Source organism: Actinoplanes solisilvae, from assembly GCF_003999975.1.
In the GTDB taxonomy this organism is placed as follows: domain Bacteria; phylum Actinomycetota; class Actinomycetes; order Mycobacteriales; family Micromonosporaceae; genus Actinoplanes; species Actinoplanes solisilvae.
Genome location: NZ_RJAC01000026.1, coordinates 1 through 16215 on the forward strand (window position 1 = coordinate 1; position 16215 = coordinate 16215).

At 69.8% G+C, this 16215-nt stretch carries 21 protein-coding genes; 13 read left to right on the top strand and 8 right to left on the bottom strand.

Annotation, left to right across the window (positions count from 1 at the left end; all coding sequences use genetic code 11):
• Positions 1-92: 92 nt before the first annotated feature.
• Positions 93-413: a nitroreductase family protein gene (locus tag EER30_RS38795; protein ID WP_127506467.1), complete on the bottom strand. Its 321-nt coding sequence runs from the start codon at positions 411-413 to the stop codon at positions 93-95.
• Between the two features lie 626 nt (positions 414-1039).
• A complete protein-coding gene (locus EER30_RS38805; RefSeq protein WP_127506471.1) occupies positions 1040-1432 on the bottom strand; it encodes a hypothetical protein in 393 nt (130 codons plus the stop codon).
• Positions 1433-1502: 70 nt separating this feature from the next.
• Here EER30_RS38805 and EER30_RS38810 point away from each other — a divergent pair, with 70 nt between their 5' ends.
• Positions 1503-1901, top strand: coding sequence for an HIT family protein (locus tag EER30_RS38810; RefSeq protein ID WP_127506473.1), 399 nt, complete (start codon positions 1503-1505; stop codon positions 1899-1901).
• A 3-nt stretch (positions 1902-1904) separates the two neighbouring features.
• Here the strand turns inward: EER30_RS38810 and EER30_RS48160 are convergent, their stop codons facing one another.
• Complete coding sequence (locus EER30_RS48160; protein WP_240670574.1) at positions 1905-2642, bottom strand: G5 domain-containing protein; 738 nt, start codon at positions 2640-2642, stop codon at positions 1905-1907.
• A 75-nt stretch (positions 2643-2717) separates the two neighbouring features.
• The gene (locus EER30_RS38820) at positions 2718-3890 is read right to left on the bottom strand and encodes an erythromycin esterase family protein (protein WP_127506475.1); all 1173 of its coding nucleotides are present in this window, start codon (positions 3888-3890) and stop codon (positions 2718-2720) included.
• A 62-nt stretch (positions 3891-3952) separates the two neighbouring features.
• On the opposite strand from EER30_RS38820, the gene EER30_RS38825 reads away from it, so the two are divergent.
• Together EER30_RS38825 and EER30_RS38830 are read left to right on the top strand one after the other, a co-directional pair.
• Positions 3953-4750, top strand: coding sequence for a TioE family transcriptional regulator (locus tag EER30_RS38825; RefSeq protein ID WP_127506476.1), 798 nt, complete (start codon positions 3953-3955; stop codon positions 4748-4750).
• Positions 4751-4780: 30 nt separating this feature from the next.
• On the top strand, positions 4781-5419 hold the full coding sequence (locus EER30_RS38830) for a hypothetical protein (protein WP_127506478.1): 639 nt from the start codon (positions 4781-4783) through the stop codon (positions 5417-5419).
• A 128-nt stretch (positions 5420-5547) separates the two neighbouring features.
• Here EER30_RS38830 and EER30_RS38835 read toward each other — a convergent pair whose 3' ends face one another.
• Positions 5548-6519 (bottom strand): aldo/keto reductase, encoded by a 972-nt coding sequence (locus EER30_RS38835; RefSeq protein WP_127506479.1) that lies wholly within the window; start codon positions 6517-6519, stop codon positions 5548-5550.
• Between the two features lie 52 nt (positions 6520-6571).
• Here EER30_RS38835 and EER30_RS38840 point away from each other — a divergent pair, with 52 nt between their 5' ends.
• Both EER30_RS38840 and EER30_RS38845 read left to right on the top strand, forming a co-directional pair.
• Entirely contained in the window at positions 6572-6751 is a 180-nt protein-coding gene (locus EER30_RS38840) for a hypothetical protein (RefSeq protein ID WP_127506481.1), read from the top strand.
• A 27-nt stretch (positions 6752-6778) separates the two neighbouring features.
• Positions 6779-7744, top strand: a complete 966-nt coding sequence (locus tag EER30_RS38845; RefSeq protein WP_127506483.1) for an RICIN domain-containing protein — start codon at positions 6779-6781, stop codon at positions 7742-7744.
• Positions 7745-7773: 29 nt separating this feature from the next.
• Here the strand turns inward: EER30_RS38845 and EER30_RS38850 are convergent, their stop codons facing one another.
• Positions 7774-8157, bottom strand: coding sequence for a hypothetical protein (locus EER30_RS38850; protein ID WP_127506485.1), 384 nt, complete (start codon positions 8155-8157; stop codon positions 7774-7776).
• A gap of 320 nt (positions 8158-8477) precedes the next feature.
• Here EER30_RS38850 and EER30_RS38855 point away from each other — a divergent pair, with 320 nt between their 5' ends.
• The 6 genes from EER30_RS38855 (at position 8478) to EER30_RS38880 (ending at position 12921) form a co-directional block, all read left to right on the top strand.
• Positions 8478-9266: a PIG-L deacetylase family protein gene (locus EER30_RS38855; RefSeq protein WP_127506487.1), complete on the top strand. Its 789-nt coding sequence runs from the start codon at positions 8478-8480 to the stop codon at positions 9264-9266.
• A gap of 24 nt (positions 9267-9290) precedes the next feature.
• Positions 9291-10124: an isocitrate lyase/phosphoenolpyruvate mutase family protein gene (locus tag EER30_RS38860; protein ID WP_127506489.1), complete on the top strand. Its 834-nt coding sequence runs from the start codon at positions 9291-9293 to the stop codon at positions 10122-10124.
• Complete coding sequence (locus EER30_RS38865; protein ID WP_240670575.1) at positions 10121-10840, top strand: 3-keto-5-aminohexanoate cleavage protein; 720 nt, start codon at positions 10121-10123, stop codon at positions 10838-10840. Before EER30_RS38860 ends, EER30_RS38865 begins: the two co-directional genes overlap by 4 nt.
• Before the next feature lie 52 nt (positions 10841-10892).
• Entirely contained in the window at positions 10893-11873 is a 981-nt protein-coding gene (locus EER30_RS38870; RefSeq protein WP_127506491.1) for a hypothetical protein, read from the top strand.
• Between the two features lie 82 nt (positions 11874-11955).
• Positions 11956-12582 carry a hypothetical protein gene (locus EER30_RS38875; RefSeq protein WP_127506493.1) on the top strand — a complete coding sequence of 209 codons (627 nt, stop codon included), beginning with the start codon at positions 11956-11958 and terminating at the stop codon, positions 12580-12582.
• A gap of 66 nt (positions 12583-12648) precedes the next feature.
• The gene (locus EER30_RS38880) at positions 12649-12921 is read left to right on the top strand and encodes a hypothetical protein (protein ID WP_127506495.1); all 273 of its coding nucleotides are present in this window, start codon (positions 12649-12651) and stop codon (positions 12919-12921) included.
• Positions 12922-12937: 16 nt separating this feature from the next.
• On the opposite strand, the gene EER30_RS38885 is transcribed toward EER30_RS38880, so the two are convergent.
• On the bottom strand, positions 12938-13393 hold the full coding sequence (locus tag EER30_RS38885) for a hypothetical protein (protein WP_127506497.1): 456 nt from the start codon (positions 13391-13393) through the stop codon (positions 12938-12940).
• Positions 13394-13604: 211 nt separating this feature from the next.
• Positions 13605-14498, bottom strand: coding sequence for a hydroxymethylglutaryl-CoA lyase (locus tag EER30_RS38890; protein WP_127506499.1), 894 nt, complete (start codon positions 14496-14498; stop codon positions 13605-13607).
• A 39-nt stretch (positions 14499-14537) separates the two neighbouring features.
• Between EER30_RS38890 and EER30_RS38895 the strand changes: the two genes are divergently transcribed.
• The gene (locus EER30_RS38895; protein ID WP_127506501.1) at positions 14538-15161 is read left to right on the top strand and encodes an isochorismatase family protein; all 624 of its coding nucleotides are present in this window, start codon (positions 14538-14540) and stop codon (positions 15159-15161) included.
• Positions 15162-15226: 65 nt separating this feature from the next.
• Positions 15227-16099, top strand: coding sequence for a class I SAM-dependent methyltransferase (locus EER30_RS38900; protein ID WP_127506503.1), 873 nt, complete (start codon positions 15227-15229; stop codon positions 16097-16099).
• Positions 16100-16215 lie beyond the last annotated feature (116 nt).

The window sequence follows — 16215 nt, forward strand, 5'->3', positions numbered from 1 at the left end:
CGGGCGGGTGGCTGTGAAGCGTGAACCCGGCACGACAGCAGTCGGTCAGACCGGGACCGTCCCGCCGCAAGGCAGGACTACCAACCGTGTGCTCACCAAAGCACACTGAGCGGTAACGGGAACTCGTGCACGCCGTCCGCGCCGACCAGGTCGCGGATCTCGGCGTCGGGGAAGTCGGTGCGCAGGCGCGGGCCGAGTCCGGCCGACGCGGCCGCCGCCTCGAACTGGGCCAGCAGCGTGCCCGCGTCCCAGTAGAAGTGACGGAACCCGCGCTCGGGGTACCGCCACGGCACGCCGGTGACGACGAGCGTGGTCGCGTCACCCTCCGCGGCCGGGCCGACCTGCACGAGCCCGTGCACGACCGGGTCGTACCGGTGGACGCCGTCGTCGACGCCGGTCACCCCGCGCGTCACCGCGTACACCTCAAGGGGTGGCATCTGCTGACGTGGTGATAGTCGGTAGTGCTCACTGGTTGGCAATAGTGACGGTGTCAATGGAAAGAATGGGCAGCGGCCACCGGTACCCGTAGGCAACCGTGCCGCGACGCCACGTGCCAAATCCTAGGCAGACGACAATATGTCTCTTGACTAGTTGTTATGCGGTGCGGGAGACTGCTTTCGTCCCGATGGGGGCGCGCAGGAAGGGGGGCCGTGAGCGATGGTGTGCGTTCCGGTGTCGTCTCTGCGATCTCGGCGGCTGGCCGTGATGTCAACGTTTGCGCAACGGCGCGTTGCGGGATCGCTTTTCCAAGACCTGTTCGGCATGGGGCGCGGTGACAACCAAGCCGGCTCTGTCCGAGCGCGAATTCGTCTGTGAGGCGTGCGGGCTGGTCATCGACCGGACCGGAACGCCGCACTGAACCCGGCCGCTCTCGCGGTCGAGTCGGACAACACCGCCGGGAGTGGCTCGGTGGCAGCACGTGGAGCCGACCGGAAGACCCGTGTATGCGGGCAGGTGGCTGTGAAGCGTGAACCCGGCACGACACCAGTCGGTCAGACCGGGACCGTCCCGCCGCAAGGCAGGACTACCGACCATGTGCTCACCAAAGCACACTGAGAGGTAACGGGAACCTGGCCCCGGCCGAGCCCGCCGCCCGGTAGAGGAACGGGCGGCCGAACCGCTCGGTTGTGCGGACCACGCCGGCGCCGAGGAAGAGCACGCGGCCGAGGTGGGCGGCGTCCAAAGGCTGACGGGGCGCGGGCTGACCCGAGAGTACGGCGGCGGCGGGCACTCCGGGATCGGGGAGATCGCGCGGTAGCGGGGTGGTCGGCAACCCGTCCGGATAGCCCTTGACCTGCGGCGGGAGCAGGTCGACGTCGTTCGGCTTCAGGTCCCGGCGCACGCGGGGGTCGTCCGTCGGGACGTTCCACTCGCGGGCGGGCGAATACGAGGTGAGGCGGTGCAGCAGGCCGGCGCCGGAATCAAGGTCCACGCCGACACTGTGCCAGGCCGCCGATTAGGGTGAGGTCCGACCGAGGCGCAACGCGAGGACGGACGGGCAGATGGCGACCCTCTTCACCAAGATCATCAACGGTGACATCCCAGGCCGGTTCGTGTGGACCGACGATCGGGTGGCCGCGTTCCTCACGATCGCGCCGCTCACCGCCGGGCACACGCTGGTCGTGCCGCGCGACGAGGTCGACGACTGGACGCAGTTGCCGGCCGACCTGCTGGGACATGTGATGACGGTGAGTCACACGATCGGCGGCGCGCTCAAGAAGGCATACGGGTCCCCGCGCGTCGGACTGATCGTCGCCGGCTTCGAGGTGCCACACACCCACGTGCACGTCTTCCCGGCGTGGGAGATGGACGACTTCGACTTCGCGCGGGCCGACGCGAACGTGCCGGCCGAGCGCTTCGACGAGGACCAGAAGAAAATCCTCGCGGCGCTCGGCCGTTGATCGTCAAGAGTCGCAGGCGATGCCGTCGCCGTCGCGGTCCAGGTCGTAGATGTCGGTCCCGATGACAGTGATCGGGCCGTCCACGTAGGCCGGTCCATTCCCGCTGCCGCCCGCGCAGTCGACGTCGCTGGCAACCGGCACGCACCCGCTGTAATTAGGGTCGCAGTTACTGCTCGTCTTCGTGCCCACGGCGATCACCTTGGTCACCGGTTTGCGGGTGACGACCGATTTCACCGTACGGCGTGAGGTCTGCTCACCGTCGGTGTAGGTGACCTCGTACGTGATCGTCTTGATGCCGTTGACGCCCGCCGTGCGTACGGTGGTCTTGCCCTTGGCCAGGCTGTTGTCCTTGACCCGCCTGGTCTGGAACGGGATCTTGGCCTGGTCGGTGACGGTCTTCTTGGTGATCGTCTTCTGGGTCGTGGCGGCGCTCGATGAGGTCTCGGTCGTGGGAGCGGGCTCGGTTGCCGGCTCGGTTGTCGTTTCCGGCGCGGGCTCGCTCGTCTGCGTGGCCTGTATGGGTTGGACGTCGGCCAGGTTCCGGCCCGCCCCGGTGGTCGTCTTGGTGTCGTCGCCGGTCAGGGCGTTGATCGCGGTCATCCCGCCGCAGCAGGGCAGGATCAGCGCGGCCACGATGAGGCCGGCCCGCTGCAACGGCGTGAGTCGCTGCCAGAACCCCGGCTTGCGGGGAGGCTGTCCGGGCCACATCGGACCCGGCTGGTGCGGTGTCTGATATGTCACCGCGCAAGTGTCGACGTCTTGCTGTTCCCGCAAATCAGCGGTTCGGCCGACCACCCATCCATCGAAAGAATCTAATCAGGTACGCCTCTTTGCCGCTTCGTTCTTGACGAAGACGATCCCGTCGATGTTGCCGATTTGAGCGGGGTCCAGCGGCGCGTAGCCGAACCACTCGGAGACACGGGGCTTCACGCCGGACAGGGCCGGATGCCGGGGGTCGACGATGGACCGGTCGTCGGGGAGCGCGTAGAGCAGGCCCTCGAGCGTGTCCGCAGCGGGAACGCCGACGCCCTTGTCGTGAATGGTTCCGAGCGCGGTGGCCAGGACGGCGTAGTCGTCACCGAGGTGGGCGTCGACGATCGCGCCGGCGCTCCACCACTGCAGCGGATGGTCGCCGAGCCGCATCGAGCTCTTGTCGCGCTGCAGGTGACCATTGTGGGCGGCCACCAGGGTCGGCGATCGCGCCGCGAGCTCGAGCAGGTTGGCCGCCATCATCTCGTCGCGCAGGGCCAGCAGGCGGGCAAGGCGTCCGGGGGAGGTGTCGGCCGTCCAGAAGTGATAGCGCAGCAGGCCGGCGGCGGTGCGGGCGTGCAGGCGGGCGTTGTTCCACTCCGCCCGCGAGGAAGCGGCGATCAGCTGGGGGGTCTGGGCTTCGAGCAGGGTCGCGAGGTCGTCGGCGAGCAGGCGGAGCTGACGGGCCTCGGGTGTCCGGCCGATCGACGCCGTCGGGTCCATCATCGCGGCCTGGTTCGTCCAGCGGTCGTCGTCGCCCAGCAGCTCGTCGAGGTCGTCGGCCGGGAGCAGACCGGCGTCGGCCCACGCGGTCAGATAGGCGTGCACCGCGGTGAGTGCCGGGCGCGGGCTCGCGGCGCCGGTGATCTCGAGCGGCCCGTCGAATCCGGCGAACCGCACCCGGTCGGCGGGCGGCCGGTCGTCGTTGAATTCGCGCATCCAGCGGACGAGCTCACGGTTGCCCTCGAAGGCGCCCCACCCGTGGCTGAACCCGCCGGCCATGGCCTCGTCGAGCGTACCGGCTTCGGATCGCACGTAGCCGTCGACCGTCAGGCCCATCAGGCAGTCGCTCTCGACGGCGATCGTCCGGTAGCCCTCCTGCTCGACGAGCTGCCGGAAAAGTTCGTTGCGTACGTCGAGGAGCAGTTCCTCGCCGTGGGTGGGCTCGCCCAGGGCCAGCAGCCGCGGCCGGGTCTTGAGCAGCCGCATGACAGAAGCAGCCTCGATGCCAAGGTTCATGCCTTAAACGCTATCGTTGAACCGACGGTTGAGACTTCCACCCGAGTCGGCCAGGGGCGCCTGTGCAAAAGCTTCAAGACGGCGTACGGCTGAGGCCGATCGACCTGGCGCGGGAGCACGGGCTGTCGACCCAGGCGGTGCGCAACTACGAGGCCGATGGTGTTCTGCCCGCCGCCGGCCGCACGGCGTACGGATATCGCACCTATACGCCGTCGCATGCGCTGGCTCTGCGCGCGTTTCTCGCTCTCATCCCCGGTCACGGCCATCAGACGGCCGCCGCGATCATGCAGGCGGTGAACCGGCCGGCGATCCTCGACGCCCTGCGCCTGATCGACGAGAGCCACGCGCAACTCCTGGCCGATCGCCGGACCCTCACGTCCGTCGAATCCGCCCTGCGAGCCCTCGATCCGTCCGCCGTCGCACCGCCTCCGCGCGGCCCGACCGTGGTGTCGCCCCCACCCGGCGGTACGTTCGTCGGGCCGTTGGCGCGGCGGCTCGGCATCCGCCCGGCCACGCTGCGCAAGTGGGAACGTGCCGGCCTCGTCGAGCCGCGCCGCGACCCGCACACGGGCTACCGCGTCTACAGCGAGGCCGACGTACGCGACGCTCTGCTGGCGCATCAGCTCAGGCGCGGCGGCTTCCCGCTGGAACGGATCGCCCCGGTGCTCGCCCAGGTCCGCTCGGCCGGCGGCATCGCCCCACTCGAGTCGATGCTCCACGACTGGCACGACCGCCTGAACGCCCGAGGCCGCGCGATGCTCACCGGAGCCGCCGCTCTGAACGCCTACCTCGAACATCGCGGCGCTATGCCCCCGGCAGCAGAGGCCGCCGCCGGGAGGCGTACGAAATCGGCTGGCTGAGGCTCCGGTTCGCTGGAACACTGCTCGGCCGTGGGCAACTCGGAGGTGTATCGCATTCACACCAGCGACGATGTGAACGAAGCGTACGCAATGGCACAACGCCTCCTGGCCCTCGCGGAAACCACGTGTGGTTGCCGTCCGGACGTTGTCGCCGACGCGAAGACCAGAACGGATACGGCACTGGACCGCTACCTGGCCGTCGCTTCCGTCTTTGTTTCCCTGTCCATCCCGGCGGGCCTGCTTTCACCGGTGCTGGAGGCGTTGGATCCCCACCTCGGACCCGACGATCGGCCGGGACTGCACCGGGACGGCAGCGCGTACCTGTTGACAGACCTGACACCGGGGGTCGTCGTCGCTCTGCGGCAGCTGCCACCGATGGCGGTCACGGTCCTGACTCCGGAGCGTCCGTTGCCGAACGACCTGGCCGAACTGTTTCTCGGTGTGGTGAACCGCGACCCGGCGACGATCAGCTGGGACGTCTGCTGGCCGGGTAGCCATTCAGACTCCGGTTTCCAGTTCGGCCTCAACGGCGACGAGCTCTGGCACCCAGAGGCCCCGGCTGGGCACAGCATCTATGTGCACGTCGCCCCCTCGAGACCAGAACAAGCGCATGAACTCGCCGCGGCGGTCGGCGGCAGTGTCCTGGGCGAACCGGCCCTGGGCTGGTGAATGAGCACGGCCGCCCTCAATGCGACGCGGGTGCCTGTCCAAGGTTCCGGGGCCGGGAGGCGATCGCCGGACTGTCGTGTCATGAAACCGATCCTGCCCTGATTTGCGGGGGCCAGGCCCGAACCAGGTCAGTAGCCGGAGGGTGCGCGCGGCGTGTAGTGCTCCTCGAGGGCCGCGATCTCGTCCGCGGTCAGCTCGATCTCCAGGGCCGCGGCCGCGTCGCTCAGGTGGTGCGGCTTGGTCGGGCCGACGATCGGGGCGTCGACGACCGGGTTGTGCAGCACCCATGCGAGGGCGACCTGGGCCATCGGCACCCCGCGCGCGTCGGCGACCCGCTTGACCGCGTCGACGATGGCCCGGTTCTCGTCGACGGCGTAGCGGGCGTGCAACGCGTCGGTCTCGGCCCGGTGGGTGCTCATGTCCTCCCACGGCCGGGCCAGCCGTCCCTTGGCCAGCGGGCTCCACGGGATCGACCCGACGCCCTGGTCGGCGAGCAGCCCGAACATCTCCCGTTCCTCTTCGCGTTGCAGCAGGCTGTACTGGTTCTGCATGGACACGAAGCGCGTCCACCCGCCGAGGTCGGCCGCGTGCTGCAACTTCGCGAACTGCCAGGCCCACATCGAGGATGCCCCGAGGTAACGCACCTTGCCGGCCCGCACCACGTCGTGCAGAGCCTCCATCGTCTCCTCGACCGGCGTGTCCGGATCGAACCGGTGAATCTGATAGAGGTCGACGTAGTCCGTACCGAGCCGGTTCAGCGAGGCGTCGATGTTCTCCATGATCGCCTTACGCGACAGCCCCGAACCGCCCGGCCCGTCGTGCATCTTGAAGAACACCTTGGTCGCCAGCACGATCCGGTCCCGCTCGGCATATTTCCGGATCGCCCGCCCCACAACCTCCTCGGACGAGCCGTAGCTGTAGGCGTTGGCCGTGTCCCAGAAGGTGATGCCCAGCTCGACGGCCTGCCGAAAGATCGGTTCGGCCGCGGCGTCGTTCAGAGCCCACCGCTGAACCCCCCGGTCAGGCTCCCCAAAACTCATGCACCCCAGCGTGACCCGGCTGACCTTGAGTCCCGAACTCCCCAGTCGCGTGTATTCCATGATCTCAATCTACGACCGACCCACGAGACCGCGCCTACTTCACCATGCGAAAGTGCGGATCGCCGAGCAGCGGATCAATCGTTACCTGGGCATTTTCGACCCGGCGGACGCTGCGGCCTGCCTTTCGTGCCGGCGGCGAGCCGAAGCCGACCAGGGACCGCCGGTGGTGGCCCGGGCAACGATCGGCCGGGAAACAGTGACTACTTTGGATAGAGTTGTTCCCGACCCTTGAGCCAGCCGACTCAGCAGAGGATGTCACGTGCGTGAGCGCGGTCCCCGTCCCCTGACCCCCGACGGCCCTCCGGACCCTGACGAGACGACGACTCCGGCCGAGTATGTCGGTGCGTTGCGCAGCTTACGCGAGTGGTCGGGGCTCACCTACCGGCAGCTCGCGGCCAAAGCGGCGACGTCCGGCGACGTTCTGCCGTCCAGCACGGTCGCCTCCGCGCTGAGCCGCAACACCCTGCCCCGGCAGCAGGTGGTGATGGCGTTCGTGCGGGCGTGCGGGCTCGACGGGGCCGCGGCGGCGCGATGGGTCGCGGCACGCGATCGCCTTGCCGCCGGCCCGGTCGTGTCGCCGGGGGACGATGAAGAGTTCGACCCAAAGACGAAACCGGCCGTAGCCCGGACTCGACGGTCGGTAACGGCGGCCGTAGCGGTCGTGCTGGCCGGCGTGGCCGCGGTGGTGGTGTGGAGCAGCTCGAAAGGTGGCGACGATCCACCCGCCGGCCCTGCTGCCCCGGAGCCGCTTCCCGACGGTTGGTACCTGATCCGTCCGGCGCATGTCGCCGATCACGGGCTGTGCCTCGGCGAAGGGCGGGAGCGCAACGGCCGCACCGACCGGCCGCTGGCCGTGCAGCGCCCGTGCGGCGCGGTCTCCCCGGACACGTACCTGAAAAGCGCCGGCCCACAGATCGTCGAGATCCAGTGGCACCATCCGACTCACGGCGCCGGATGCTTGACCGTCGACGACGCGCACACCGGCCCGGGCGCGCTGCTGGCCCCCGAGGACTGCACCGGCGCCGCCCACCAGCGCTACCTGCTCGATGCCTCGGCGCCCGGACGCTACCGATTGCGCCCGGTGCACAGCGGACTTTGCGTCGGGATCCTAGGCGGCCGCGCGGAGGTGAACGTGGGCGCCGAAGCGATGCAGGCCGGCTGCACCGGGGACGGCGACCAGGAGTTCCTCATCGTCGCGACCGAGCGTGCTTCCCGCCCCGAATAGCGCGTCGGCCGCAGGGGGCGCACGCTCGCCTAGCCGGCCAGAAGTCCTCCATGCGGGCAGTTGACGGTCGATCCACCATCCTTCAGGTCGCCGTCCCACACCCAGCCGTAGACGGTCGTGGCCGTGCGCAGGTAGGTCCACGTGGTGCCGTCCCACGCCCGCGTCCAGCAGTGGTAGTCGACGAGGTTGTTGGGCGTGGCGAGGAATTGTTCGGCGCAGTTCTCAGCCGGGCCCGAGAGGATCTGGACGTTCCTCCTGAATTGTTTGGCGTACTCCCTGTGGTCATAGTCGTCGAAGCTGCTGCTCTGGCAGGGCGGTGCTGCCGGGGCGGCCGACGCGGGACCGGCGGCTCCGCCTACCCCGGCGATCGTGGCGATTGCGGCCCACGCGGTGGCCCTTCTCCCTGAGATCACGCTGACTCCCTTTCAGAACAAGCGGGCTTTTTCGCATGAACTCCGATCGGCAATTCGCGCAGAATGAAATGTCCCGCGAATGGGGCTGACCGGAGGCGATGGAATCAGCCTGCCAGAGCGTTTGGCGCCCGAGGAAGAGTCAGCCCTGTGCGGGACAGTGGCCACGATGTCCGTGCAGGTCAAGGGCATGTTCGAGGTGGCCGTCCACCTGTTCGGGACAGGAATCGGCATCGCGCGGCGATCAGCGGCAAGCGGGCGGCAAGGTCTTGGCAAGCGCGGGCGGTGAAGCTCGTTCCGACCGACCAGGAAGGGCGAGGGCGATGTTCGACGTACGCGAGCTCGGGACCGTGCTGGGGATCTGGGCGCACCCCGACGACGAGGCTTACCTGTCCGGCGGGCTGATGGCGATGGCAGCCGCGCGAGGATCCCGGGTTGTCTGTGTGACGGCCACCCGCGGGGAGCGGGGTACGCCCGACCCGCGGCGCTGGCCGCCCGACCGGCTGGCCGCCGAACGTACCCGCGAGCTGACCTGCAGTCTCGACATTCTGGGAGTTGCCGAGCATCACTGGCTCGACTACCCGGACGGCGGCTGCGCGCGCGTGAACGCGGACGCGGCGGTCGAGAAGCTGTCCGCGTTGATCGCCGAGGTTCGGCCCGACACCGTGCTGACGTTCGGGCCGGACGGCAACACCGGGCACGCGGACCACCGTACGGTCGGATTGTGGGCTGCCAGGGCCTTCGATCGAGCCGCCGGGAGGGGCGCGCGACTGCTGCAGAGCGCGGTCGGCGAGCGCTGGGCCCGCCGGTGGCAGCCGCTCAACGAAGGGCTGGGCGTCTTCTGTCCGGGCTTTCCGATCGTGTACGCCGACAGCGCGCTCACGATCGACCTGGTGCTCGACGCCGAGATCAACCACCGCAAGGTACGGGCCCTGGCCGCGCAGCGCACCCAGACGGCGACGCTGCTCGGCGCGATGGGCCGGGCCCGCTACGGCGAATGGGTCGCCGAGGAGGCGTTCGTCGAGCGCGTACCGCTGACGGTCGCACACGAGCCGTGCCCGCGCTGCTGGTGGGACTCGACGATCGCGCGGTGGCGATGCCCTGTCGGATGACCGCGCCCTGTTAAATAGCGGAGCATGAACGCCTTCCGAGAGCTGCTCTCCGCCGGCCGTGTGACCCACGTGCCGGGCGTCCACGACCCGCTCAGCGCCACGCTCGCCGTGCACGCGGGTCACCGGGCGGTCTACCTCTCGAGGGCGGGGCTGGCCGCGGTGATGATGGGCCGCCCCGACGTCGACTACGTGCCGGCCACCCAGATCGCCGATCGGGCGGCCACCCTCACGCCGGTCATTCCGGGGGTGCCGGTGCTGGCCGACGCCGGGGCCGGCTTCGACACGCCGCGTGACTCGGTGTGGAGCGCCCTGGCCTATCAGCGCGCCGGCATCTCGGCCCTCGTGCTGGCCGACCAGGGCGGCGATCATGTCGAGGCGCTGGTCGCGCAGGCGCCCGAGATCGCGGTCATCGCGAGGACCACCGCGTACGCCACCGAAGGGCTGGACGCCGCGATCGAGCAGTGCCGGGCGTACGCGCGGGCGGGCGCCGACGCCGTGCTGCCCGCCGGGATCCGCACGGCCGAGGCGCTGGCCCGGCTGCGGGACGCGCTCCCCGGCGTACCCCTGGTGGTGTCTCGTTCGGAAGCCGGCGGGGCCGCGCCCGCGCTGAGCGACGCGGAGCTGGCCGGTCTCGGGGTGCGCCTGGTCCTGCATCCTCTCGCGGCGCTGCTGGCCGCCGTCCGCGCCGCCTCCCAGGCCTATCGGGCGATCGCCGAGGAGGGCACGGCCGAGTCGGTCGACCGGATGCCGTGGGCCGCCTTCACCGCGCTGGCCGAAACCGAAGACGGCCGGCCCACCGGAGCCCAGCCCGGCAACGGCGCCCGGCCCGCGATCAGGGTCGTAGATTTGGGTTCATGACGCTGCTGCAGGTGACGCCGACCGGGCCGTGGGGCAAGGACGTGCACCCCGCGATGCCCATCTCGCTCGACGAGCTGCTCGACGATCTGGGCGAGTGTTTCGAGGCCGGCGCCGGCGGCGTCCACCTGCACGTGCGGGACGAGTCCGGCGTCGAGACGTTCGACCCGGCCGTCGTGAACGAGACGTGCCGCCGGGTGCGCGAGCTGAGCGACGCCCCGGTCGAGATCGGTCTGACCACCGGCGCCTGGATCGTGCCCGAGCTCGCCGACCGCATCGCCATGATCCGCGAGTGGGAGGGCGTCGACCTGGCCACCGTCAACCTCAGCGAGGACGGCTGGGACGACGTCATGCGGGCGATGCTCGAGACCGGCATCGGCGTTGACGCGGGCGTCTGGTCGCCGTCCGAGATGCCCCGGCTGGTCGCCTCCGGCCTGTTGCCGCGCCTCACCCGGGTCAGCATCGAGATCGACCCGGGCTCGTCCGAGGACCGGCCCGAGGTGGTCGCGCGCCAGGTCAGCGACCTGCTCGACCGGGCCGGTTCGACCTGTCCGCGACTGACGCACGGCTCGGGCGAGTGGACGTGGCCGCTCGTGCGCGACGCGTTCCGGCGCGGGCACGACACCCGGGTCGGCTTCGAGGACTCGGTGCTGCTTCCCGACGGTGAGACGGCCGGGAGCAACGCCGATCTCGTACGGGCTGCCGTGGCCCTCAATTGACGCGAAGATCCACTATGCTCCGCGCGACCGTCCCGCGAGTGGAAGAGGATCGATGTACGACGCCGCTGTCCAGGTTGCCCGCCCGCCGCGCTCCTGGGAGGTGGGAACCCTCGTCCTCATCGTGTGCCTCGCGATCGCGGGCACGCTCGGGCTCGCCTTCGTCGCGTTCGAGGCCCTGTTCGCCTATTACCTCGCCACCGCCGGCCTCCGGGGCATTCCGTCCTTCGTGCTGTGGACGGCCGACTACCTGGACACCGCCAACGCTCTCTACATCGCCGCGTCGATCGGTTATTTCATCGGCTTCTTCGTCTGGCGTAACCGCACCGCCCGGATGCTCGAGGACCGCGGCCACCAGGTTCCGCTGACCCACTGGGCGATCACGGCCTGGCTGATCAGTGTCGGCGCGACGTTCGTGATCCGTTTCGTGGCGACCAGCCCCGACATCGTGTCCGACCTTCCCACGGCCCTCTGGATCGACGCCGCGCTGACCGCCGCCCGCGTCGCCGGCATGGCCCTGCTCCTGGTCGGGGTCTTCGCGCTTCGCGAGATCGTCCGCGAGACGGTCGCGACCCGCAGGGCCCACTCCTCCGACGAGCGCCGGTCCGCCCTTCCCGACCGGGTGGCCGGTGAGCCCACCCCGGCTCAGGTGGCCGCCGACGACTTCTGGGAGCAGGCTCGGCGTACGGCCTCGGGTCTGCGCGCCGACCTCGCGTTGCTGGAGGTCTCACCGTCGGGCGACCGCCGCTGGCTGCTGGTCTCGGCCGACGTCTCCCAGGTGCGCACCGCGGTGAACCCGTCGGCCACGCTCGTTCTCTACCCCACGCCGCCCGGGGAGGGCGGGACCAGGGGCTTCAAGCCCGCGCCGGCCGACCGGTACCACGGCTTCCTCGAGGACAAGAACACCGGAGCTCTGGCGTACGAGTCGGTGCCCGATCGCAAGGTGGGCGCGTTCCTGTCGCGGGCCCGTTCGGCCCGCCGGTGGGCGCTTTACCGGCCCGAAGACCCGGCCGCCCTGGTTGTTACCCCCTCGTGACCAAATTTCGAGAACTGTCCCGCCCATCGGCGCATCGCACCTGATGACACAGCAAACGGGACAGTGAAAGAAGGAACGACCCATGCGTACGCGACTCGCCACGGTGCTTCTCTGCACGGCGCTGGCCATGACCGCCTGCAACAACCAGGGGCCGCAGAAGCTGGACGGCGCGGCGCGTCCGGACGGAGTGTCGCTCGCCCCTTCACCCTCGGCCACGACCGCACCCCCGGCCCCGCCGACGTCGACGTCTCCCTCGGCTTCGACGTCCACCTCGGTGCGCCCGTCGAAGTCGGCGTCGAGCTCGCCGAAGACCACGCCCACGGTGCTGGGGCCGAGCGGGTTCGGCGCGCTGAAGCTCGGCATGACCCGCAAGCAGGCCGAGGCCACCGGCATGATCACCGGTTACGAGACCGAGAACTTCACCGGCAACTGCGGCGTGGCCAAGCTGCGGCCCGGCGGCGCCACCGTGTATTTCACGCCGGGGATGGGGCTCTCCAGCATCGGCGCCTACGGCAGAGTCCGTACGCCCAAGGGCATCAAACTGGGCAGCACCGTGACCGCGTTGAAGAAGGCGTACCCGACCTGGGAGGACGCCATCGGTGACGGCCAGACCGGCTACGGCTGGGCCGACCACTACCGCTTCGACGTCCGCGACGGCAAGGTCACGTCCTTCTCCCTGACGGCCGAGGGTCAGCGCTGCATCGAGTGACCGGTTCGCACCCGAACCGCTCCCCCGCCGCACTCGGCGCTGCGGGGGGCTGCCGATGGGAGCGACATGACCGTACAGACGCAGGTTCCCGGGTGGGCTGTCGACGACGTGCGCCGGCGCATGGACGCCCGGCCGCAGTGGGCGCCGCCGCGCGTGGCGGGAGTCGTGGCGGCGACGGCGGTGCTGAGCTTCCTCGGCGTCTTCGCGGCGGTGCGAGCGGGTAAGCAGGCCGATGAGCAGTCCACCGGGCGGGCCCGCTACTGGGTGGCGTTCGGCGCGACGATGCTCGTCAAGTGGACCGTCATGGTCGCCGTCTCGTCGGCGGTGACGGGCGGCTGACGCCGGTCGGCACCGTTCAGGGGCGTGGGGTGTACTTGCGCGCCTCGATCGCCTTGACCGAGCCCGCGAAGGCCTTGGTCAGCGTGCCCTTGCCGACCGAGCCGAGCAGGAAACCGGTCAGTTTGCCCTTGGCGTTCTTGCCCTCGCGCACCACCACCACGTCGATCGCGGTGGTGCCGTCCGGCTGTGGCGTCAGCGTGTAGGTGTGGCCCGAGTCGCCACCCCAGAGGTTCGAATCGATCGTACGGAGTACGACGCGGCGCGGATTCGACCAGTCGTACTGCAGCCGCTCCCAGACTCCGCCCGCGCCCTCGGTGACGTCGGCCCGAGTGCCGTTCTGCGAGTGGACCTTGAGGTAGCCGTCGTCACTGTTGGCGAACAGCTTCTTGCGGCCCGGCCCGAAGTCGGTCAGCCCGGCGATGAACTGCTCGGGGGTGGCGGTGGTGGTGGCGTGCATGCGGATGGTCGACATGGCCGGCTCCTCGCTGTCGTTCCTGTCTGTGTCGAGTCCACCATTGCGCGAGCAGCCCCCGGGTCGAGCCGGTCAGCGACCCTGGTGGCGACCCCTGGCCGACCCTGGCGGTTTGCCCCGGCACCCACAATGAACGCCATCGCGGGCTTCGCGACGGGGCCAGGAATCGCAGGCCGGGCACGGCAGCCGAGCTGGAACGGCCCGACCGCGGTCAGGTCTGAGGGAAGAGGCCGGCCCGCCCCAACTGGGCGGGTACGACGTCGAGGCCCAGCTGGTCGCCGATCCAGGTGCCGACTGCCGCCGCCGCTGCGACGTCGACGCCGGTTTCGAGGCCCGAACGGTTCAGCAGGTACGCCAGGTCTTCGGTGGCGATGTTCCCGGTGGCGGCGGGTGCGAACGGGCACCCGCCGATCCCGCCGAGGCTGGCGTCCAGGGCGGCGAAGCCCGCGTCGACCGCCGCGCTCGCGTTGGCGTACCCGGTGTTGCGGGTGTTGTGGAAATGCGCTCGCAGCGGCGCCGAGCTCACCTCGCGTACGGCCGTCGCCAGCGCTCTGACCTGCGCCGGGACGCCGACGCCGATCGTGTCGGCCAGGCACAGCTCGTCGGCCGGGCCGGCGTCGCGCACGACGTCGCGTACGCGGGAGACCGGGACCTCACCGGTGAACGGGCAGCCGAACGAGGCCGCCACCGTGAGGGTCACCGCGAGCCCGGCCTGTTTGGCGCGGGCCGCGACCGCCCGGAAGCCCTCGATGGCCTGCGCGGTCGTCATGCCCTGGTTGCGGCGGGAGAACTCGTCGGTCGCCACCACCACGTAGTTGATCTCGTCGGGGCCGGCCGCGGGCGGCAGGGCCAGAATGCGGTCGAGGCCCCGGGCGTTGAGTACGAGCGCGATGTACCGAACACCGTCAGGGCGGGGCAGAGCACGTAGAACGTCTTCCGCGTCGGCCATCTGCGGCACGCGATCGGGGCGGGCGAACGCGACCACCTCGATCCGGCGCAGGCCGGCCGCTGTCCCCCGGCGTACAAAATCGGTCTTGGTCTCGGTGGGCAGGACGCGTTTCTCGTTCTGAAGCCCGTCGCGCGGGCCGACCTCCACGATCTCCACGCTCTTTACCGTAGACGCGGGCCGGGGTTAGCGTGAGCGATGGATCTCGACGCCGACTACGCCCGCGCCGGTTTCGCGCGGCGTCTGGGCTGGGGAAAGAACCCGGCCGTGCTGCTCGTCGACCCGGCCCTGGCCTACACGTCGCCCGATTCCCCGCTCTTTCTGAAATCCGGTCAGGCGGCCGCCGAGGCAATGGCGTCGATCGCTGCCGTCGCCCGGGCGCAAACGGTTCCGGTTGTCTGGACCAGCGTCCGGTACGCCGATTCGTCCTGCCACGAGGCGCCCCTGTTCGCGGCCAAGGTGCCGGCCCTGGCCGTCTTCGCCACCGGCAGCCCGTTCGCCGGTTTCGCCCCTCCCCTGGCCCCCGCCGACGGTGAACTCGTGGTGGTCAAGCACTACGCGAGCGCCTTCGCGGGCACGTCGCTGGCCGCGTGGCTCTCGTCGCACGGGGTCGACACGCTGGTGATCGGCGGCTATTCGACCAGTGGATGCGTACGGGCCTCCGCGTTGGACGCCTTGCAGAACGGATTCCGTCCGATGGTCGTGCGCGAGGCCTGCGCCGACCGTGAGGGTGGCCCCCACGAGTCCAATCTGTTCGATCTCGACGCGAAATATGCTGATGTTATAGACCTCAATAAGGCATTGCCCTACATCCATCGCTGATCACATTTCTATAGCCTCGCCAGAAGTCTCACCCATCGAGAGATGTCGTGCCCTACGGTGATCCGATGGCTTCGGACGAGTGGACGCGGTGGCTGCTGACGCGTCGCGACGGGGGTAACGCCGAGCTGCGGGCTCAGCACGCGACCGCGCTGGAGGTCTTTCGCGACGAAGTGCTCGATCGAGCGGCGCTCACACCGGCCGACACCGTGCTCGACGTGGGCGCGGGCACCGGGCTGATCGCCTTCGGCGCGCTGGAACGGCTCGGCCCGGACGGCCACGTGATCTTCAGCGACATCTCGGACAGCGGCCTCGAGGAGTGCCGGCGGCGCGCGGGCGACGACAAGCGGTGCACGTTCCTGCACGCGGCGGCCGAGGACCTGTCGTCGATCCCGGACGCCTCGGTCGACGTGGTCACCACCCGCTCGGTGATCATCTATTGCGAGCACAAGGCGGACGCGTTCCGTGAGTTCTTCCGGGTGCTGCGGCCGGGCGGGCGGTTGTCCATCTTCGAGCCGATCAACCGGTTCCTGCTCGAGCACCGGCCCGACAGCCTGTTCGGGCTGCGCGATCCCGAGGTCGGTCACCTGCTGGCCAAGGTGGTGGCGGTCTATCGCGACGGCGCCCGGCGCGGCGAGAACCCGATGACCGATTTCGACGAACGGGATCTGCTGCGCTGGGCGGCCGAGGCGGGCTTCGACGGCATCGAGGTCGACTACCGGGCCCAGCTGGACGTGCCGGCCGAGCCGATCGGGGACTGGGCGGCACGTAAGGACGTGGCGCCCAACCCGCTCGCGCCGACCTACGGTGAGGCGATGAAGGTGGCGCTGTCCGACGAGGAGCGTGCAGTCGTCGACGCCCGGATGACCGCTCTTGCCCAGTCAGGTACGCCTACCCGCCGTACGCTCGCCACGGCGTACGTGCGGGCTCTGCACCCCTGATGAGCAGGCACTGATCGCGCTCTGCGTCTAACCTGTCACGGAACGTGCGTGTGTAATGCCCGAAGGCATAGCCTGCGAGTACTACGCACGTGCGCACTTGAAGGTCTGTGGATTCC